Origin of the sequence: Candidatus Avelusimicrobium faecicola, assembly GCA_900540405.1 — a bacterium.
Taxonomy (GTDB): domain Bacteria; phylum Elusimicrobiota; class Elusimicrobia; order Elusimicrobiales; family Elusimicrobiaceae; genus Avelusimicrobium; species Avelusimicrobium faecicola.
In genome coordinates this window covers 12,607-30,750 of sequence record UQFW01000009.1, presented here as the reverse complement: position 1 = coordinate 30,750, position 18,144 = coordinate 12,607, and the positions used below count along the sequence as shown (strand labels likewise).

The window sequence follows — 18,144 nt, the reverse complement described above, 5'->3', positions numbered from 1 at the left end:
TTTTCCGTACGCGTATCTTGCGTTTTTGCCGTGCTTTTTCTACCATATACTAAACCCATTTTAAGGATAAAACTGTTTTATGCTAACAAAAAACTCTCTGGAAAAATACGCCCCCATTAATACCGTGTGTATGCTCATTTTGGCGGCTACTTCTCTTACCGCGTTTTTGGTCTATACCAAAACCGTGCTGATGCCCTTTGTACTGGCGGTATTTATTTATATGGTGGCCAACACCTCCGCCGGGTTTATGAAACAAAAATGGCAAGTGCCCTATATTTTGGGGTTAGTGACGTGCGCCCTCGTGTTTTTGGGCCTGGCCACCTTGGCCGTATTTTTTGTTTCCAGCTCCATAGAAACTTTTGTAAACGGGGCCGATATTTATACGGAAAAATTAAACGATACGCTGGAATGGGCCTTGCAAACCGCCCAAAAGTACAGCATTAAATTAAACGCCCAGTTTATTGTGGATACCCTTAACAAAATACCGGTTTTTAATATGGTAAAAAGCGTAGGCGGCGGGGTGGTGTCTTTTTTAACCAACTTAACGCTTATTTCTTTATTTGTTATTTTTATTTTTATGGGCAAAGCCTCCTCCGCAGTAGACAAACCGACGTTGGTGGGCACTATCCAAAAACAAATTTCTTTTTACTTAATCATTAAGTTATTTGTGTCTATGCTGGCGGCGTTTTTTACTTGGCTGGTGCTGCTTGGCGTAAGGAGCGAACTGGCCGGGATGTTGGCTATTTTAACTTTCATCTTAAACTTTATTCCCAATTTAGGGCCGTTTATTTCCACCATGTTGCCTATGCCGGTTCTCTTTTTGCAATACGGGCTGGATTGGCACATTGCGCTGGCACTTTGTCTGCTGACGACCATTCACTTTGTAATCGGCAATATTTTGGAAACCAAATGGTTGGGCAAAGGGATGGATTTAGACCCCGTTGTGGTGATTGCCTGCTTAATCTACTGGGCCCTGGTTTGGGGCATTATGGGGGCGCTGTTAGCGGTGCCCTTAACAGCTATTGCCAAAATGGTGTTTGAACGGTACGAAACCACCAAACCGCTCGCCAACCTGTTGGCCGGGCGGTTGAGCTTAAAATAATTATGAAAAAATCCATCACCCCGTGGGCGTTTATACCCACCTTGTATTTAGCCGAGGGCCTGCCGTATATTATCATTAATGCGGTATCCACCGTGTTGTATGCGGACCTGGGTTTTGAAAACACCCAAATTGCTTTTTGGACGGGGTGGCTGTACCTGCCGTGGATTTTGAAAATGTTTTGGAGCCCGCTGGTGGATGCGCACGGCACCAAACGCCGTTGGCTCCTGGGCGCCCAACTGGCCATGGCGGTTTTATTTTTGGCCTTGGCGCTTTTGTGCGCCGTAAACGCGTTTAGTTTTGCGGCCCAACAAAATAATCTCACTTTTTTCACGCTTTCGCTTTTCGGTTTTTTGGCGGGGGCGTTTATTTCGGCCACGTTGGATATTGCCACCGACGGCTATTACCTGCTTGCTTTAACCCCGGTGGAACAATCTAAATTTGTGGGCATACGCACCATTTTTTACCGTTTAGCTATGATTTTGGGCAGTGGGGCACTGGTATCCGCCGTGGGGCTCCTCCGCCCGAGCCTTTCCGGCGCCTTAAACTGGGGGGCCCTGTTTGCTTTTTTGGGCCTTGTGTTTGCCGCCGCCACCGCGTACCACTACCGCTTTTTGCCGCGCCCGGCCGGAGATAAACCCGCCCACGCGGCCGGCGGCCCGGCTTGGGGGCAGGCGTTTGGCTCCTACTTTACGCAAAAAAATATGTTGTATATTTTGCTGTTTATTTTGCTCTACCGCCTGGGTGATGCACTTTTAGAAAAAATGGTGCCGTTATTCTTATTAAAACCGGCGGCAGAGGGCGCTTTGGGGATGAGTATGCAAAGCTACGGCCTGATTAAAGGCACGCTGGGTTTGGGGGCCGTGGTGGCGGGGAATTTACTGGGCGGGTGGTTGCTCGGCCGCTACGGGTTCAAAAAATGTATCTGGCCGTTTGCGGTCATTCTGATTTTGCCGAACTTCTTTTATGCGTATATGGCTTGGGCCAAACCCGGCCTGAGCGTAGTGGCTGCGTTAATTACGCTGGAACATTTTGGCAACGGCCTGGCCATGATGGCTTTTAGCGTGTTTATTATGTATGTTTCGCAAGGGAAGTACAAAACGTCGCACTATGCCATATCCACCGGCATTATGGCGCTGGGGATGATGGTGCCGTCTATGCTTTCCGGGCATTTGCAAATGCGGCTTGGGTATGAAACCTTTTTTATGGTAGCCAGTATCATTAGTTTAGTGACCCTGGCCGTTATCCCGCTGACGGGAAAAATACAAACGCTGGAAGAAACCGAAAAAGCCTTCCGCGCCCACACCATGCGCCTGGAGGACGGAAACTGATATGCCCAAAGACCGCTACGCTATCGCCACCGAGCAACCCAACCCGCACACCCGCGGATTAGACCGTTTATCTGCGCTACAAATTGCCCGCAAAATAAATGCGGAAGATTTCAACGCCGCCCGCGCCGTAAAAAAGGCGTCTAAACCGCTTGCGCAGGCTATCCGCACTGCGGCACAAGCCTTTATGGGCGGGCATAAAATAATTTTTATGGGGGCAGGCACCAGCGGCCGTTTGGGCGTGTTGGAAGCGGCGGAATGTGTGCCCACGTTTGGGGTCAAACCCACGCAAATTATCGGCCTGATTGCAGGCGGTAAAAATGCAATGTTCCGCGCCAAAGAAGGGGCGGAAGACAACGCCGCGTTGGGGGCGCAGGACATCCGCCAACAGGCCCGCGCGCACGATTTTGTAATTGGACTAACGGCCAGCGGCATTACGCCTTATGTACTGGGCGGATTAGAGGCCGCCCGGCAATTAGGCGCCCGCACCGCGCTGATTACCTGTAATGAACAGGCGGATTTTTCCCATGCGGATATTGCCCTTTTTTTGCCTACCGGGCCGGAAGCGCTTTGCGGTTCCACCCGTATGAAAGCGGGCACGGCAACCAAAATGGCGCTCAACATTATTTCCACCGGGGCCATGGCCCTGTGCGGCAAAATGTACGGCAATTTAATGGTAGATGTAAAACCCACCAATAAAAAACTGGTGGCGCGCGCCACGCGGCTGATTGCCCAAATTGCCGGGGTAGACCCGCAAACCGCCGGGCAGTATTTGGCCCAAAGCGGCAATCAGGTCAAAGTGGCGATTGTTATGCTTAAAAAACAACTGGACCGCCCGCATGCGGCGCGGCTGTTAAAAAAAGCAAACGGCTTTTTGGCAGAGGCGTTGGATGAAAACTAAACTGGCCCTGGGGCTTATGAGCGGCACCAGTGCAGACGGCTTAACCGTTTGCGCCGTGCGCGTGCGCCCGTTTGAAGTGGTGGCTTTCCAAAACTATGCGTATCCGCCCGCCCTGCAACAACAACTGTTAAACGCCTACCAATTACCCGCCGCGCCGTTAAGCCAACTCCATTTTGCCCTGGGCAAATTATATGCGCAAAAAGTAAAACTTTTCTTAAAAAAATACCGCTTGTCCGCCGGACAAATCAGCGTTATCGGCTCCCACGGGCAAACCGTTTATCACGGCCCCAAAGACAAAACACCCAACACGTTGCAAATCGGCGAGCCGTCCTTTTTAGCGTGCGAAACAGGCATACCCGTAGTAAGTGATTTCCGCCCCAAAGATATGGCCCTGGGCGGAGAAGGCGCGCCGCTCATTCCGTTTTTTGATACTTTTTTATGGGGCAAAAAGGCCCCGCGCACCTTGGTAAACGTGGGCGGGATTTCCAACGTGACGGCCGTGGGGCGCGGCATTTTTCCCACCGGTTTTGACTCCGGCCCCGGCAATACGCTTATGGATATAACCTGCCAGCAGGTTTTGCACCGTCCGTTTGATAAAAACGGCGCGCTGGCCCGCAAAGGCCGGGCGGATAAAGCGCTTGTGCGGCAATTATTAAACCTGCCGTATTTTGCGCAAAAGCCGCCTAAAAGTTTAGACAAAAACACCTTTGGATACGCTTTCCTGCAAAAATATTTCACGCTTTCGGCCGCCATTACGCGCGCGCTAGACTTTTTACCGCCCGCGTGCCGCACCCAAATTTGGGTATCGGGCGGCGGGGCGTTCAACCAAACGCTACTGGATAACTTGCAAACCTTAAACCCGCACGCACAAATACACACCACGCAAGAAATGGGCCTCCACCCGCTTGCCAAAGAAAGCGCCGCGTTTGCGGTTATGGCCCACTATGCCCTGCATGGGAAAATCAACCATTGTGCCCGCGCCACCGGGGCCCGGAAAAATGCCGTACTGGGTAAAATTACATTATGCAAATAAACCGTTTGATTTTCCCCGGATTTTGGTTTGATAAAAACACCTGGCAACAAGGCGAAGAATTAGCCCGCGCGGGGGTGGGCGGCTTTTGTTTATACGGCGGAACCGGTGCGCAAATAAAAGAATTTTGCGCCCGCGTGCGTAAGGCTTCCCCCTGGGAAAAAATTTTAATCTGCGCCGATTACGAAGACGGCCTGGGGCGGTGGGTGAAAGACTCCGTCCGCCTGGCCCCCAATATGGCCCTGGGCGCGGCAGACAGTACGGAGCTGTCCTTTGAAAAAGGTTTTTTAACAGCACGCGCCGCCCGCGCGTTGGGGGTGGATTGGGTGTTTGCCCCGGTGGCGGATTTGGCTGATACGCCGGACAACCCCATTGTAAACACGCGCGCCTTTTCCGCCCACCCGCAAGCGGTTATCCGTTTGGCGGGGGCGCTGATGAAAGGGCTTACGCAAGGCGGCGCGCTCAACTGCCTGAAGCATTTTCCGGGGCATGGGCAAACCCGGGTGGATTCCCATTTGGCTTTGCCTGTTTTAAGCCGCACGCCGGAAGAACTATTCCAAGCGGAATTAAAACCGTTTGCCGCTTTACTGCCGCTAGCAGACGGCGTAATGACCGGGCATTTGAAAGTGCCCGCGTTAGACGCGCGGGAGCCGGCCTCTTTATCCGCCGCCATTACTACCGGGTTATTAAAAGAAAAACTGGGTTGGAAGGGGTGCGTGCTGACGGACGCACTGCTCATGCACGCCATTGGGGACGAATGCCATGCCGCCCGCGAAGCCTTAAACGCCGGGGCGCACATTCTGCTGGCCATGAACGACCCGCACAAAGTCAGCCGTTTTTTGCATATAAAAAATTCCCTCGCGCCCGCTTTGCTCCGCGCGGCCCACGCCCAACTGGACGCACTCTGTGCCCGGAGCAACCGAGCAACGCCCGTTGTTTCCCCCACGCACGCGGAATTGGAAGACTTCAACCGGCGAACGGCACGCGCCGCCTGCGTATGGGACGGCGCTTTTAGGTTGCGGGCAGGGGAGCGGGTGCGCGCGGTAGTCCTGGGGGATGACGAGCAAACCGGGTGGGCCGTTTTGCGGGAAAAGTTAACCCAATCCGGCATACAACTAACAGACGGCCCCGCCGATAAAGTGCTGATAATTTCCCTGGCGAATTACAAATCTTTCAAAGGGCGTATCCGCCTATCGCCGCAAGACGAAAGCCGCGCCTTACAAGCCGCCAGACAGGCCCGCCAAAGCGCGCTTGTTTGTTTGGGGAGCCCTTTTGCGGCCCTTCCCCTAAAAGGGGCCGTAAGTGCCGTTTTGCAGGCGTTTTGCCCGCTCCCCGAGTTCCAGCAAGAGGCCGCCGCCCTCTTACTAGGGCACCATGCGGCACAAGGCAAAATGCCGGTTTGTTTATAAAACGCAAAGACCCGCCGGAAAAGCGGGTCTTTTACCATATAAAATAAAATTTTTAGTATTCTATTTTATCCGTGCGGCTGCTCCAAATTTCAAACGGTTCTTCCGCGCCGTCTAGCACAATACGCACGGTGGGAATAGAGCGTTTGTCGGCCGGCTGGGTGATTTCGTCATAAATAAATTTATCGTCAAAGCCGTGTTTGGCCGCGCAAAAACGGTCCGCCGCAAAGTACAACGCTTTGGGGCGCGCCCAATAAATAGCACCCAAACACATCGGGCACGGTTCGCAAGAAGAATAAATCACGCAATCTTTTAATTCAAACGCGTTTAATTTTTGGCACGCTTTGCGGATAGCATCCACTTCCGCATGGCGGGTAGGGTCGTTGGCAGAGGTCACTTGGTTAAACCCTTCCGCCAAAATTTTGCCGTCTTTTACAATCACGGCACCAAACGGGCCGCCTTTTCCGGTTTGCATATTTTCGGCGGCTAATTCTATGGCACGTTTCAAAAAGCGCTGATGTTCTTGTAGTTCGTGTTCGTTCATAAAAAAGTCCTCTGTCTTTATTATAGCTTAAATCCGCGCAAAAACGGTTTTATTTTGTTCACTGCGCAGTGCGCCGGACGGCGTTTGCACCCAATAATTGCCCGAGCCGGTTTGCACTTTTGCCCCGGCATATTCTATTTGATAGGAAAGCGACTCTTTCCCCGTGCCCGCATAACCCCGCGTGCGCCAGGTGCCGCCGTCTTTGCGTGCGTGCAGGCCCCATTGTGCCGTCACCCGCGTTGGGCCGAAGACCGCCGTTTCCCCGGGCCAGTTGTGCCCGGCAAACGGCCGGAACACTTGCCCGACGGGCAACAGCGCTTGCAGTTCTTCCAGCCCTTTTTGTTCCCGCGCGGAAGCGGTGCTTAAAAACACGCCGTCTATCCGGCGCACACCGCTTTTTAATACGGCGCGGGCCAGTTTTTCGCCGTCTATGGCGGCGCCGAATAACAATGTCTGCCCGGCTTTCGTGCGCACTAAAATAACCGGGGAGTTCCACTCCCGCAAGAGCCAAATTTTTAGCTCCGGTGCCAAACAAAGTTGCCCCGCCCACAGGAGCAGGAGCAAGGCGGCCCCATAGGGTGCCAACTTTTTGGCAAAACTCCACCGCGGGGCATTAAACACCCAAAATAAACCAATATAATACGCCGCCACCGCCCACCCGGGCCAAGCCGCGGCCGGCAAAGACGAAAACGAAAAAGAAGCAAAAAATACCACGAGTATTTTGAACAGCCACAAGGCCGCCCACAACGCCCATTGTAAAACAAACCCCACATGCAAACAGGAAAGCGCGTAAAAAGCAAACCCTAACCCCATTATGCCGGAGGCCAACGGCACCAACAGCATATTGGAGAGGAGCCCGGTAATGGACACTTTATAAAACACATTGGTAAACACCGGCAGTAGTGCCAGCTGGGTGGAAAGCGTGGCTAAAAAAATCTGCACAAAAAACCGCACCGCGCGCGGCCATTTAGCAGGCGGAGTCCAATTAGATAAACAAATAATAATAGCCGCCGTGGCCAGAAAAGACATTTGAAAGCCTGTTTCAAACACCACAGACGGACTGCCCGCCACCAACATCAAACAAGAAAGCAATAACCCCTGGAATACCCCGCTGTTGCGGTTGATTAAAAACCCCACACACGCACAGACCGCCATAAAATAAGCGCGCACAAGCGGCGCATCCGCCCCGGCCACCAAAGTATACACGCCCGCCGCCAAGAGCGCCACCAGCGTACTGCGCCGCCGGCCTACCCCCACCCAAGCAAGCACCCCCAGCACCATCAGCGTGACAAACCCCACATTCCCGCCGGAGGCTACCAACAAGTGAATGGCGCCGCTATCCTGAAACGCGGTATAAAGTGCCGGGGCTGTTTCGCCCCGCTCGCCCAACACCACGCCGCCCGCAATTCCGGCTAACTCCGGGCCGAACGCCGCCGAAAAAGTTTGCAAAATATCCTGCCTTACCGCCCGCACCGCCCGGAACAACCCCATGGCCGGGCGCTCCAACGCAAAATTTTCCGCGCGGATTTCCGCAAATACGCCTTTTACCGCCAGATAATCGCCCCAGGCAAAATTGCCTAAAAGCTCCACATTGTACGGCTTTTGTAATTTGCCTTCCAGGCGGATGACGTCCTGCCATTGGGCCGGGGTTTCTTTAATACGCGCATACACCCGCCCGGTGGCCGGAACACCGTTTACGCTTTGCACTTTTACTATTACATTATGGGAATCTTTTTTATAGGCAGAAAACCCGTCCACGCGGCCAACCAGCGTGACGGGTTCTTTGGTTATAAAGCGGGAAACATCCTGCGCGGCAGGGTGCGGTTTGTAAAAACAACTCACCCCCAACAGCACAAACGCCAACAGCCACAACAGCGGGCGTTTGTAAACAGACGGGTGCATTACAGTTTGGTGCGGCCTTTTAAGGAGTAGCCCAGGGTCATTTCGTCAATATAATCAATATCGCCTCCCAAGGGAACCCCATAGCCGATACGCGATACCTTATCCACCATGCCGCGCAATAAATCGGCCAGATACAGGGCGGTGGTTTCGCCCTCGCTGTCCGGGTCGGTGGCAATAATTACTTCGCGGATGGGGGTTTTGGCATTTTGTACGCGCTCTAACAATTCTTTTACTTTTACTTGCTCCGCGCCGCGCCCTTCCATGGGGGAAATAGCCCCATGCAACACATGGTACAAGCCTTTATACGCGCCTGTTTTTTCTATGGACTCAATATCTTGCGGGTCTTCCACCACGCAAATAGTATCTTGCTGGCGGTCCATATCGGAGCAGATTTCGCATTTTTCCCCCTCGCAATACGCAAAACAGACGGGGCAAAGTTTTACTTCTTCTTTTAAGGCCAGCAGTGCGGCAATAAATTCTTCGGTTTCCCCTTGCGAGGCCCGCAAAAAATACGCGCTAAAGCGTTCCGCCTGCCGCGGGCCCACCCCCGGCAAGCGCCTAAACGCGCGGATTAAACGGTCCAAACTTTTCATATTACGCCATTAACTCCCCGGGGATGACACTAAACAAATCTTTTAATTCTTCCGGCGCATCCTCGGCCGGAACCACCTGCGGGGCTTTTGTTTCCTGCGCTTGCGGGTTTACATCAGCCGAAAAATCCGCCTTTACAAAAGGCTCTTCCCGGCTGAGCGGCTCTGCTTTTTTAGGGGCCGGAGCCGCGCTACGGGCCGGAGCCGCCGCACGCGGGGCCGCAGGCGCAGGGGCCGAAGAAGGCGTGGCGGCTAATAAAAATTTAATTTTGCGCCCGCTGATTTGGAACGCCGCGGCTTCCATTTCCGGCAGTTTGGTTTGGGCGGGCACGCGGTAAAATTCTTTCCCGGGGGCAAAAGACAAAGTCCATTCATCCCCGTTAAACGCTACCCGGCTGTTGAGCATCACATCATACACAAATAAACTTTTGGAAAAATGCACCAGCAGTTTATCCCAAAGTTGTCTGTCCGTCAACGGCGCGCCGGAGGCGGCTTTCGGTTCCGGGCGCATAGCCGGGGCCGGTTGCACCGCCGGGGTGCTTAACGGCTCCTCACTGGCGACCGGGTCACTATCCAGCAGGGCGGCTACGGCATCATCCGTTGCGGCGTGGGTTTGCGCCGGCTCCGGCGCAGGTGCCGGATTTTCCGCGTGTGCCGCCGTGTGCGGGCGCGGTTTGGAAACCGGGGCCGGTTGCACCGCCGGGCGGGGCGCAGGGGCCGGGCCGGACGGGCGGGAAGAAGAAACTTCCCCGCGCTCCAACGCTTCCAGGCGGCGGATAAAGCCGTCTATATCCAAACAGCTGTCCATGACGGTAAACAGGCCCACTTCCGCACTGACCAGGGTATTATCGGAAAATTTTACTTCTTCTATCAGTTTATTTACTTTGCGCGACAGCGCCGCCAAAAAGCCGGACGAAACTTGCGCGGTAATGGCTTTGGCGCCGTCAAACGGTTCTTCCCCCTGGCCCAATGAAAAATAAAACAAATCGCCCAGCGTGTTTTTCAAATCTTTTAAGAAAGCGTTGGCATCAAAGCCCTCGTTTTTTAAGGTTTCAAACACCTGGTGCAAGGCGGCGGAATCTTTTTGCGTTAGCGCGTTTACGGCTTGGGCAATTAATTCATCCGGCGTGAGGCCCAGCATTTCGCCCACTAATTTTTCGTCAATCCGCTCGCCGGAATAAGCAATCGCGCGGTCCAACAGGGTGAGCGCGTCACGCATGGCACCGCCCGCGTTTTTGGCAATAATCCGCGCGGCCGCGGGGGTTAAATCTATATTTTCGGCCCCGGCTAAATCCAACAAATGGTTGGAAATTTCGTCCACGGTAATCGGGCGGAAACGGAACGTCTGGCACCGGCTGACAATGGTGGCGGGCACTTTGTGCTTTTCCGTAGTGGCTAAAATAAATACCACATGGGCGGGCGGTTCTTCAATGGTTTTTAAGAGCGCATTGAAAGAACTGGTGGAAAGCATGTGGACTTCGTCCAAAATAAACACCTTAAAACGGTCCCGAGAAGAAGCCAGCGCCACCGTATCAATAATGGCTTCGCGCACTTTTTCCACCTGCGTATTACTGGCGGCGTCCAACTCCAGTACGTCCAAATCACTGCTTTGGGCAATTTCCAAACATTGGGGGCATTTGCCGCAGGGCTCATCCGTGGGTTTGGTGTGCCCGTTGCCGGTGCAGTTGAGCGCTTTGGCTAAAATGCGCGCCGTGGTGGTTTTGCCGCAACCGCGCGGGCCGTAAAACAAATACGCATGGGCGATACGCCCCAATTTCAGCGCGTTTTTGAGCGTTTTGGAAATGTTTTCCTGCCCGACCATATCTTCAAACGTCTGCGGGCGGTATTTATTGGCTAAACTTACATATTTATTATTTTCGTCAAACATTTCCATAAAATTATCCTCTCATGCGTTTTGTATAGCGGCGTTGGGCGTGCTTAAAATCCAAGCTAATGCGCCCGGGCCCCAACAAGGCCACCGTCAACAGCGGCGTGGCTAACAACACACAAAACGCCGCAAACATTTTGTTCAAATCTCCGGCAAAAAACGCCCAGGCGCATGCACAGCTGCACAAAAACCCCACCGCCGCCGCCACCCGGGTATACCAACCTAAAATTAAAAACAGCGCGCAAAACAGCTCCGCCACCACCAACACAAACCCCGCCGGAACGGAAAAAGGCACCCGCAAGGCGGTTAAATTGTATAAAAATTCCCGGTAAAAAAGCAGGCATCCGGCCGTCACATACAGCAGGGTAAGCCCGGTTAATAACCGGCTTAAAAACATGGCTAAAGAAAATTGGCCTTCGTCTATTTTACAATGCAATTCTGTATCCGGCATGGGGCCTCCTAAAATTTAGATTCTACCGTCATGGAAAAATACGTTTTGCGGTTGGCTTGCCGCTTAGGCTCAAACACTTCCACACCGCCGCTGAAGTCCATATCCCAAAAGTGTAAAGCAATCCCCGCGCTGACGGCGGTGGCAAAAGCCCGGTGGTCCGCATATTTATACCGCACCCAAGAGGCGTACGGCGTAATGTTGCGGGTGGGATACGCCAGTTGCAGGGCGGAGCTTTCTTTAATAAACCCCTGCACCACTGCTACCATAAACGGCACATCTGCCCAGTTGGTGCTGACACCGCTGGGGGGCTGACTACTATATTTTATCACTTTCCGGTAGATACCCCGCAAGCGCAGTTTACGGGCGTATGTTTCCGCCTCGGCGCGGGCAAAAGTTTCCGTTGGGGAATAAGCGTGTTCCAGCGGGTTATCCAGTGCGTCGCTGTATACATCATACCGGATTTGGCCCGCCTGCAAGCCCAGCAGCGGGGCTTTGAACATTCCCTTTTTATAAAAAGGAACCCACCGTACGCCCGCGGCGTATTCTATACTTTGGAAATCCAGCGCCAGCGGCACCCACCGGGCCAAAGCATAAGCCGTCCAATCGTCCGTCACATCATACGAAGCCTGCAAGCCGTAGCGGGAAGTAGAGCCGGCTTCGTCTTCTTCTTTATCGGACCGGCGGTAATAGCCGTACTCCGGGGTCAGCACAAGGCCGTTATCCAAATCCAGCTTGTACTGGCCGCGCAGCGCGGCGTAGCCTTTTTCCCCGTTCACCCCCGAAAAACTGAGCTGCCCGTAGCAAAACGCACACGGGCAGACCAGTATCACAAGAACAGCTGACAGGGTTTTGATAAACCGCATTATTTTTTGGCTTTTTTAGCTCTTAACGCGGCCACCTTTTTATCTTCATCCTGCAAGAATTTTATGTAGTTGGAGGCGGTGCGTTTCTTCCACGCGCCTTTGTGATAGCCGTAGCCGATGATAAGCGGAATCAGCGTGGTGCATTCTCCGTAAACCATCTGTTCCAAGGCGGTGGAAACTTTACCCCAAGAGGAAGCTTCCTTTAAGGTAGAGCCGGAAAGCGCGCCGTCGCGCACGTCCGCCACCGTGATTTGCACGGCGTATTTGTGCATCGGGGTATCCGCGCCCAGCACTTCGGCCGCTACAACGGTGTCTTGCGCAAAGTTTTTCGGTACGCCGCCGGACCACATCATAAGCCCGGTTTCTTTGGCTTTGATTTTGATTTTGGTTAATTCCAAAAAGTCTTTGGCGCTGTCAATAGACAGGTGGGCTTCCGGGTGTTCCGTCTGGTGGGCTACAAAGCCGAAACCGGCGGAGCAATCGGAAAACGCAGGCACAAACACCGGCACGCCGTGTTTATACGCATTGTAAACAATAGAATCTTTGCCTTTGCCGTTTTGTTCCAGCCATTTACCCATTTCCCAAATAAATTCGCGGGAAGAATAGGGGCGGGGTTCCAAAGCGTTGCAAATTTTGTGGATAGTTTCGTCGCAAACTTTCAATTCGTCTTCGTCAATATAAGTATCGTAGATGCGGTCAATATGCAAGTCGCGCAGTAAGTTATCGTCTTGGTTATAAGGGGTGCCGATATAGTGTTTGTAGCCCAAAGCTTCAAAAAAGTCTTGGTCCACAATGTTGGCGCCGTTGGACACAATCGCGTCCACCATGTTGTTTTGAATCATGTCCACCACTACTTTTTTAAGACCGGCAGACACTAACGACCCGGCAATGCACAAAATAACGGAGCATTTTTTTTCGGAGAGCATCATGTTGTAAATTTTGCTCGCTCTGGCCACTTCGCGCGAAGCATAGGCCATACTTTCAAAAGCATCTACCATGGGAACCACATTGTATTTTTTCATATCAATATGTTTGATAGTTGCTTTCAGAAAGTCCTTCTTGGTCAATTTTGCCATTTTTTTTTACACCTCGTACTGGGATTTTGTATCAACTTTTTACGATGATTTTATTTTTTATTTTTTATTTAGTAAATTATATTAAATTACAAGGTATTTTTCACAATAAAAAATAAGTGTTGGGCGTGCGGGGCGTGCCGGAGGTTTACGCAAGCGCCGCAAAAACCCGCCAAGGAGCGTTTTTATGTACGAACATTTACACCAAACAGACCCGGCTGTTTTTGATGCCGTTGCCAAAGAATTAACCCGCCAACGCGAAAAATTGGAGCTGATAGCTTCCGAAAACTTCGCCTCCCGCGCCGTGATGGAAGCGCAAGGCTCCGTTTTAACCAACAAATATGCCGAAGGCTACCCCGCCAAACGCTATTACGGCGGTTGCGAAAACGTGGACATTGTGGAAAACCTGGCCATTGAACGCGCCAAACAAATCTTTGGGGCCGAACACGCCAACGTACAACCCCACTCGGGCGCGCAAGCCAATATGGCGGTTTATATGGCCTTATTGCAACCCGGCGATACGGTGTTGGGGCTGAACCTTTCCCACGGCGGGCACCTGACCCACGGCCACCCGCTCAATTTTTCCGGCAAGCTCTACCACATTGTGCCCATGAACGTACGCCCGGATACGGAAGAAATTGATTACGACGAAGCCGCCAAACTGGCGTTGGAACACAAACCCAAAATGATTTTAGCCGGGGCCTCTAACTATTCCCGCGTGTTTGACTGGAAACGCCTGCGCGAAATTGCCGATTCCTGCGGCGCATATTTGGTGTGCGACGTAGCCCACTATGCGGGTTTAATTGCCGCCGGAGAATACCCGAACCCGGTTCCGTTTGCGGACGTTGTCACCACCACCACCCACAAAACCTTACGCGGGCCGCGCGGCGGGCTTATTTTGTGCAAAGCCGCCCTGGCCAAAGCCATTAACTCTGCCGTATTCCCCGGTGTGCAGGGCGGGCCTTTAATGCACGTTATTGCGGCTAAAGCCGTTTGCTTTGGGGAAGCCCTCAAGCCGGAATTTAAGGCGTACCAACACCAGGTAAAATTAAACGCCGCCGCGTTGGCGGACGAACTTAAAAAGCGCGGCTACCGCCTGGTGGCCGGCGGTACGGACAGCCATGTGATGTGTGTGGATTTGCGCTCCAAAGGGCTTACCGGCAAAGCGGCCGAAGCCGCCCTGGATAAAGCGGGCATTACCGCCAACAAAAACACCATTCCTTTTGACCCGGAAAAGCCGTTTGTCACCAGCGGTTTACGCTTGGGCACGCCGGCTGTCACCACCCGCGGGATGAAAGAAGCCGATATGGCCCAAATTGCCGCGTTTATAGATACGGCCATTTCCAACGCGCAGGACGACACGCGCCTGGCGGAAATTGCCCAACAGGTAAAAGCGTTTTTGGATAAATTCCCGCTCTACCCGGGGCTGAACTGATTTCCCGCACCGCAAACCCCGCCCGGCGGCGGGGTTTTTTATTTCTGTCTGTATAGGGCCAAAGACCCAGGATATATTGGGCCCAATGACCCTGGCCCCGCGCCGCCAAAAATACGATAATATAAATATGAGAAAATTTGTTTTATTGGTAGGATTAACCCTCTGTTTTTCCCCGGCCTTAAATGCGCAGGGGCTCCCCGCCGTTAAGCGGGTGTTTAGCAAAATAAGCGCGGCATGGCGCAAAGATACGCCCGCGGCCCAAAAGACGGCGGCCAAAGCGGCCATACGCCGGGCAACGCCGCAAATTTCCGCCCGCCGGGCACAAGAACAAGCCAACCAAATTTTGGCCCGTGCCACCGCCCAAACACGCCGTTTTGGCGGCCCCGTCATTACCGCGCTGGAAAAAAACATCAACCGTTTTGTTTTTACCATTACCCAAGCGGACGGCACCCATCCTTTTACGGGAACAGGCTTTGTAGTGGCGGAAGAATACCAAGGCAAAACCGTCCTGTGGGGCGTGACTGCCAAACATACCATTACGCCTTTTCACGGGCCGCTGGAAATTACGTTCCACACCCCGCACAAACCGGTCAAATTCCGCGTGAAACGGATGATTGAAGGGCGCAAGTTCGGTTTAGATGCCGCCTTATTGGAACTGCCGCCCCAAGCCGCCCAAGTGGCGTTGCCGTTCCCGCTGACTTATGCCTTACCGGCGCAAGGGGAAACCGTGTTTGCCTACGGATACGGAGCAGGCAAATACCAAAAAATTGTCCGCAAATTTTTATTTTCCGGCGACGAACGCCTGGTGGCCAAATACCCGCTCATCCGTAAACCCAAACCGGGTTTTTGCGGTAGCCCGGTAGTCAACGCCAAAGGACAGTTAGTCGGGGTGGAAGCCGGGGGCTATTGCGCCGTACAAACCCAATGGTACCCCATGCTGAAACAATTACCCCAATATAAACGCCAAAACATCCGCCGCGTGAGCGAAATTGTACCCACCAGTAAAATATACCTGTTGCTCCAGGAATACCACCGGGCCGGGGCCGGCGCGCGCAACATTGCCGCCAACGGTATTTTGATTGGCAAACTGAATGTAGACGAATTTATAGAATCCGTGACGGTGTTTTATACCAACGGAAACCATCGCACCGTGGTACGCAATCCGTTTATGAATCCGGCGGCGTTGGAATCCGTCATTGACACTCATAACGCAAGCGGCATTGTGGTAAACATCAACAAACACCGCACCCAACAGCGCCAATACTTTTTGGAAATGCGCACGCACGAAGTAAGGGAAATACTCCAATGAAATGGATAAAAACGCTGACCGTATTAACCGTATGGGGGAGCCTTATAGCCGCCCCCGCCCTGCCGGTATGCGCGCAACAAAACGCCGCCAAAGCCGTCGCCCGGGCCGTTAAAAGCCAAGCAGTGTCCGCGGCGGCTAAAAAGGCGCTCAAAAAGACCGCACGCGCCGTTAAAAAGCCGGAGGTCGGCTCCGTATTGGCCCGCCGCACCGCGCAAGCGCGCGTAAATGCCTTAAAAAACAACGCCCAACGCTCCGTTGGGTTAGTGAGCCACCCGGCGGCCGATTGGAAAGGCACGGTCTTTGTCATCCAGGAAAATTTCAACGGACAAAAATACTTATGGGGGGTTTCCGCCGCCCATATCGCCTCCATGATGTATGACGACGTCACCCTGCAATTTACTATCAATGGGAAAAAGCATGAATTTAAGCCGTTAAAAATGTTCCGCGGCACGCGCGACGGCGCGGATGTAGCCGTATTTCTTTTACCGCCGAACGCCGCCCGGGTATTAAAACCGTTATCGGTTTCCCCGCGGAGCATAAAAGCCGGGAAAGAAACATTTTCCGTCGGCTATGGGCATTCTATTTATAACCGGGCCGACCACCGCACCATTTTGGCTTCCAACCCGGGCAGGATTGTCACTTCGTACGAATTGGCCCACAAACCCCGCGCCGGCTACTGCGGCAGCCCCCTTTTCAACGACCATAACGAAGTGGTAGGCGTACATTGCGGCAGTATCTTAAACGGAGAAGGCTTTTTATCGCGCTGGCAAAAGGATTTGCCGCGCCTGGGTTATGAAAAACAAAACATCAGCATCGCCACCCCGATTGCCTGGGCGCAAATGTTGATTAACGAATACCGCAGTGGCATAAAGGCCGGCACGCCGCTTTTGTTTAACGGGGTAAAAGTGACTACCTTATTGCCCGGTCAGCATTTGTTGGACATCATCCCTTTTGCCAATAAAAAATTTCGCTTGGGCATTTCCGCCGGGCCGTATACGGATGCCGCCCACCTGGAAAACGGACTAGCCCCGGATGCCGACGGCGTGGTTGTTTCCATTTATAACGAAATTCCCGTTGCCGGGCAAGAAGAAGTACAGCAGTTTATTTTGAACTTAAAAACCAAACGGGTGCGTTTACGCAAACCGGGCAAACCGTATTTTTAACCGGAACTGTTATCACCCATCTGTAAAAAACCCCGCTTGCTAAAAACAAGCGGGGTTTTGATATTCCGGCGGAGATTTATTTGATTTCTTCCAACAAATTTTTGGCGGCTTGGTTGCCGTTGGCGGCGGCCTTGGATAGCCACTTGCGGGCCTCGCGCATATTGCGGCGGATACCTAACCCCTTGTAATAACTTTGCCCCACCACATACTGCGCGCTGGCGTGCCCGCCCTCGGCCGCGCGGCTAAAAGCCTGCAACGCTTTGGAAACCGATTTTTCCGTACCCTGCCCCTGCATATACATCACCCCGGTTAAATACTGCGCTTCCGTATTGCCTTTATCGGCGGCACTCATAAACCATTTGAACGCCTCCGCATAGTCCGGGCCGCCCTCGGCCGCGCTTTGCGTATACGCCCGGCGGCCCCAATATAACTGGGCCAGCGGGTCCCCCGCTTCCGCCGCCGGAGCCAGTAAACTAAAGGCTTTGGTTTCGTCCTTGGCAACGCCCAACCCTTGCGCATATTTGAGCCCCAACTGCGCCTGGGCGGACGGGATTTTCTGCGCGGCCGCCTCCGTCAGCCATTTCAGGCTTTCTTCGGCGTCTTCGTTCAGCGCGCCCCCCTTTGCCAACTGGTTGGCAAACGCCAGGGCGCTCTCCCCACTGCCCACGCGGGCCTGTTGGTAGGCCGTAAAAACAACTAGCGCCTGCGCATAGACCTCCGGGTTTTGTATAAACGCTTCTTTTACCGTTTGTTGGGCCTCGGCACTGCCCGCACATGCGGCCGCCATGCGCCAAAAAAGGCCCTCTGTGGCGTTTTTTGTCACGCCGGCAAGTCCTTCTTCATAAAAGCGGGCCAATTCGTTTTGGGCGGGAGCAAAATTCTTCCACGCGGCCAACCGCAAGTATTCCACCGCCGCGGACGGCTCCGCCGCGCCCCCTTGGGTGGTTAAATACATTTCCCCCAGTTGATACGCGGCCTCGGCGTTTCCCGCCGCCGCTTGCCGGGCCAATGCGGCGCGCGTGGGGGCCTGCGCGGGCGCCGGGTGCGCCACATACGCCTGCCGGGCATACCACCCGCCCGCCGCGCCGAAAATCAAAATCAAAAAATACCCCAAAAATTTCATCTTTTTCCTCACATAAAAACCGGGCAAGTTTTAGGCTTC

16 protein-coding genes are annotated in these 18,144 nt (G+C 53.4%); 8 read left to right on the top strand and 8 right to left on the bottom strand.

Features of this window, described 5'->3' with window-relative positions:
- Positions 1-79 precede the first annotated feature (79 nt).
- The 5 genes from ACQY18_RS01805 to ACQY18_RS01785 are packed head-to-tail and all read left to right on the top strand — an operon-like array spanning position 80 to position 5,767.
- A complete protein-coding gene (locus ACQY18_RS01805; RefSeq protein WP_428038619.1) occupies positions 80-1,102 on the top strand; it encodes an AI-2E family transporter in 1,023 nt (340 codons plus the stop codon).
- Between the two features lie 2 nt (positions 1,103-1,104).
- Positions 1,105-2,430, top strand: a complete 1,326-nt coding sequence (locus ACQY18_RS01800; protein WP_428038618.1) for an MFS transporter — start codon at positions 1,105-1,107, stop codon at positions 2,428-2,430.
- Between the two features lies 1 nt (position 2,431).
- Positions 2,432-3,328 (top strand): N-acetylmuramic acid 6-phosphate etherase, encoded by an 897-nt coding sequence (gene murQ / locus ACQY18_RS01795; protein ID WP_428038617.1) that lies wholly within the window; start codon positions 2,432-2,434, stop codon positions 3,326-3,328.
- Positions 3,318-4,361, top strand: a complete 1,044-nt coding sequence (locus tag ACQY18_RS01790; RefSeq protein ID WP_428038616.1) for an anhydro-N-acetylmuramic acid kinase — start codon at positions 3,318-3,320, stop codon at positions 4,359-4,361. Before murQ ends, ACQY18_RS01790 begins: the two co-directional genes overlap by 11 nt.
- Positions 4,352-5,767, top strand: a complete 1,416-nt coding sequence (locus tag ACQY18_RS01785; protein ID WP_428038615.1) for a glycoside hydrolase family 3 N-terminal domain-containing protein — start codon at positions 4,352-4,354, stop codon at positions 5,765-5,767. The genes ACQY18_RS01790 and ACQY18_RS01785 overlap by 10 nt, the downstream gene beginning before the upstream one ends.
- Positions 5,768-5,819: 52 nt before the next feature.
- Here the strand turns inward: ACQY18_RS01785 and ACQY18_RS01780 are convergent, their stop codons facing one another.
- The 7 genes from ACQY18_RS01780 to ACQY18_RS01750 form a co-directional block, all read right to left on the bottom strand.
- Positions 5,820-6,308, bottom strand: coding sequence for a deaminase (locus ACQY18_RS01780; RefSeq protein ID WP_176776977.1), 489 nt, complete (start codon positions 6,306-6,308; stop codon positions 5,820-5,822).
- A gap of 27 nt (positions 6,309-6,335) precedes the next feature.
- Entirely contained in the window at positions 6,336-8,210 is a 1,875-nt protein-coding gene (locus ACQY18_RS01775) for a ComEC/Rec2 family competence protein (RefSeq protein WP_428038614.1), read from the bottom strand.
- A complete protein-coding gene (gene recR / locus ACQY18_RS01770; protein WP_428038613.1) occupies positions 8,210-8,803 on the bottom strand; it encodes a recombination mediator RecR in 594 nt (197 codons plus the stop codon). Before recR ends, ACQY18_RS01775 begins: the two co-directional genes overlap by 1 nt.
- 1 nt (position 8,804) lies before the next feature.
- Entirely contained in the window at positions 8,805-10,694 is a 1,890-nt protein-coding gene (gene dnaX / locus ACQY18_RS01765) for a DNA polymerase III subunit gamma/tau (protein ID WP_428038612.1), read from the bottom strand.
- Positions 10,695-10,698: 4 nt separating this feature from the next.
- Positions 10,699-11,139: a DoxX family membrane protein gene (locus ACQY18_RS01760; RefSeq protein WP_176776973.1), complete on the bottom strand. Its 441-nt coding sequence runs from the start codon at positions 11,137-11,139 to the stop codon at positions 10,699-10,701.
- An 8-nt stretch (positions 11,140-11,147) separates the two neighbouring features.
- Entirely contained in the window at positions 11,148-11,915 is a 768-nt protein-coding gene (locus ACQY18_RS01755) for a hypothetical protein (protein WP_428038611.1), read from the bottom strand.
- 86 nt (positions 11,916-12,001) lie between these two features.
- Positions 12,002-13,078 carry a 1,9-bis(guanidino)-5-aza-nonane synthase gene (locus tag ACQY18_RS01750; protein WP_176776971.1) on the bottom strand — a complete coding sequence of 359 codons (1,077 nt, stop codon included), beginning with the start codon at positions 13,076-13,078 and terminating at the stop codon, positions 12,002-12,004.
- Between the two features lie 184 nt (positions 13,079-13,262).
- Here ACQY18_RS01750 and glyA point away from each other — a divergent pair, with 184 nt between their 5' ends.
- The 3 genes from glyA to ACQY18_RS01735 all read left to right on the top strand — a co-directional run bounded on the left by glyA (position 13,263) and on the right by ACQY18_RS01735 (position 16,982).
- Entirely contained in the window at positions 13,263-14,510 is a 1,248-nt protein-coding gene (gene glyA, locus ACQY18_RS01745; RefSeq protein ID WP_428038610.1) for a serine hydroxymethyltransferase, read from the top strand.
- 127 nt (positions 14,511-14,637) lie between these two features.
- Positions 14,638-15,819, top strand: coding sequence for a S1 family peptidase (locus ACQY18_RS01740; protein WP_428038609.1), 1,182 nt, complete (start codon positions 14,638-14,640; stop codon positions 15,817-15,819).
- A complete protein-coding gene (locus tag ACQY18_RS01735) occupies positions 15,816-16,982 on the top strand; it encodes a hypothetical protein (protein ID WP_428038608.1) in 1,167 nt (388 codons plus the stop codon). Before ACQY18_RS01740 ends, ACQY18_RS01735 begins: the two co-directional genes overlap by 4 nt.
- A 76-nt stretch (positions 16,983-17,058) precedes the next feature.
- Here ACQY18_RS01735 and ACQY18_RS01730 read toward each other — a convergent pair whose 3' ends face one another.
- Entirely contained in the window at positions 17,059-18,105 is a 1,047-nt protein-coding gene (locus ACQY18_RS01730) for a hypothetical protein (protein ID WP_428038607.1), read from the bottom strand.
- Positions 18,106-18,144: the final 39 nt, after the last annotated feature.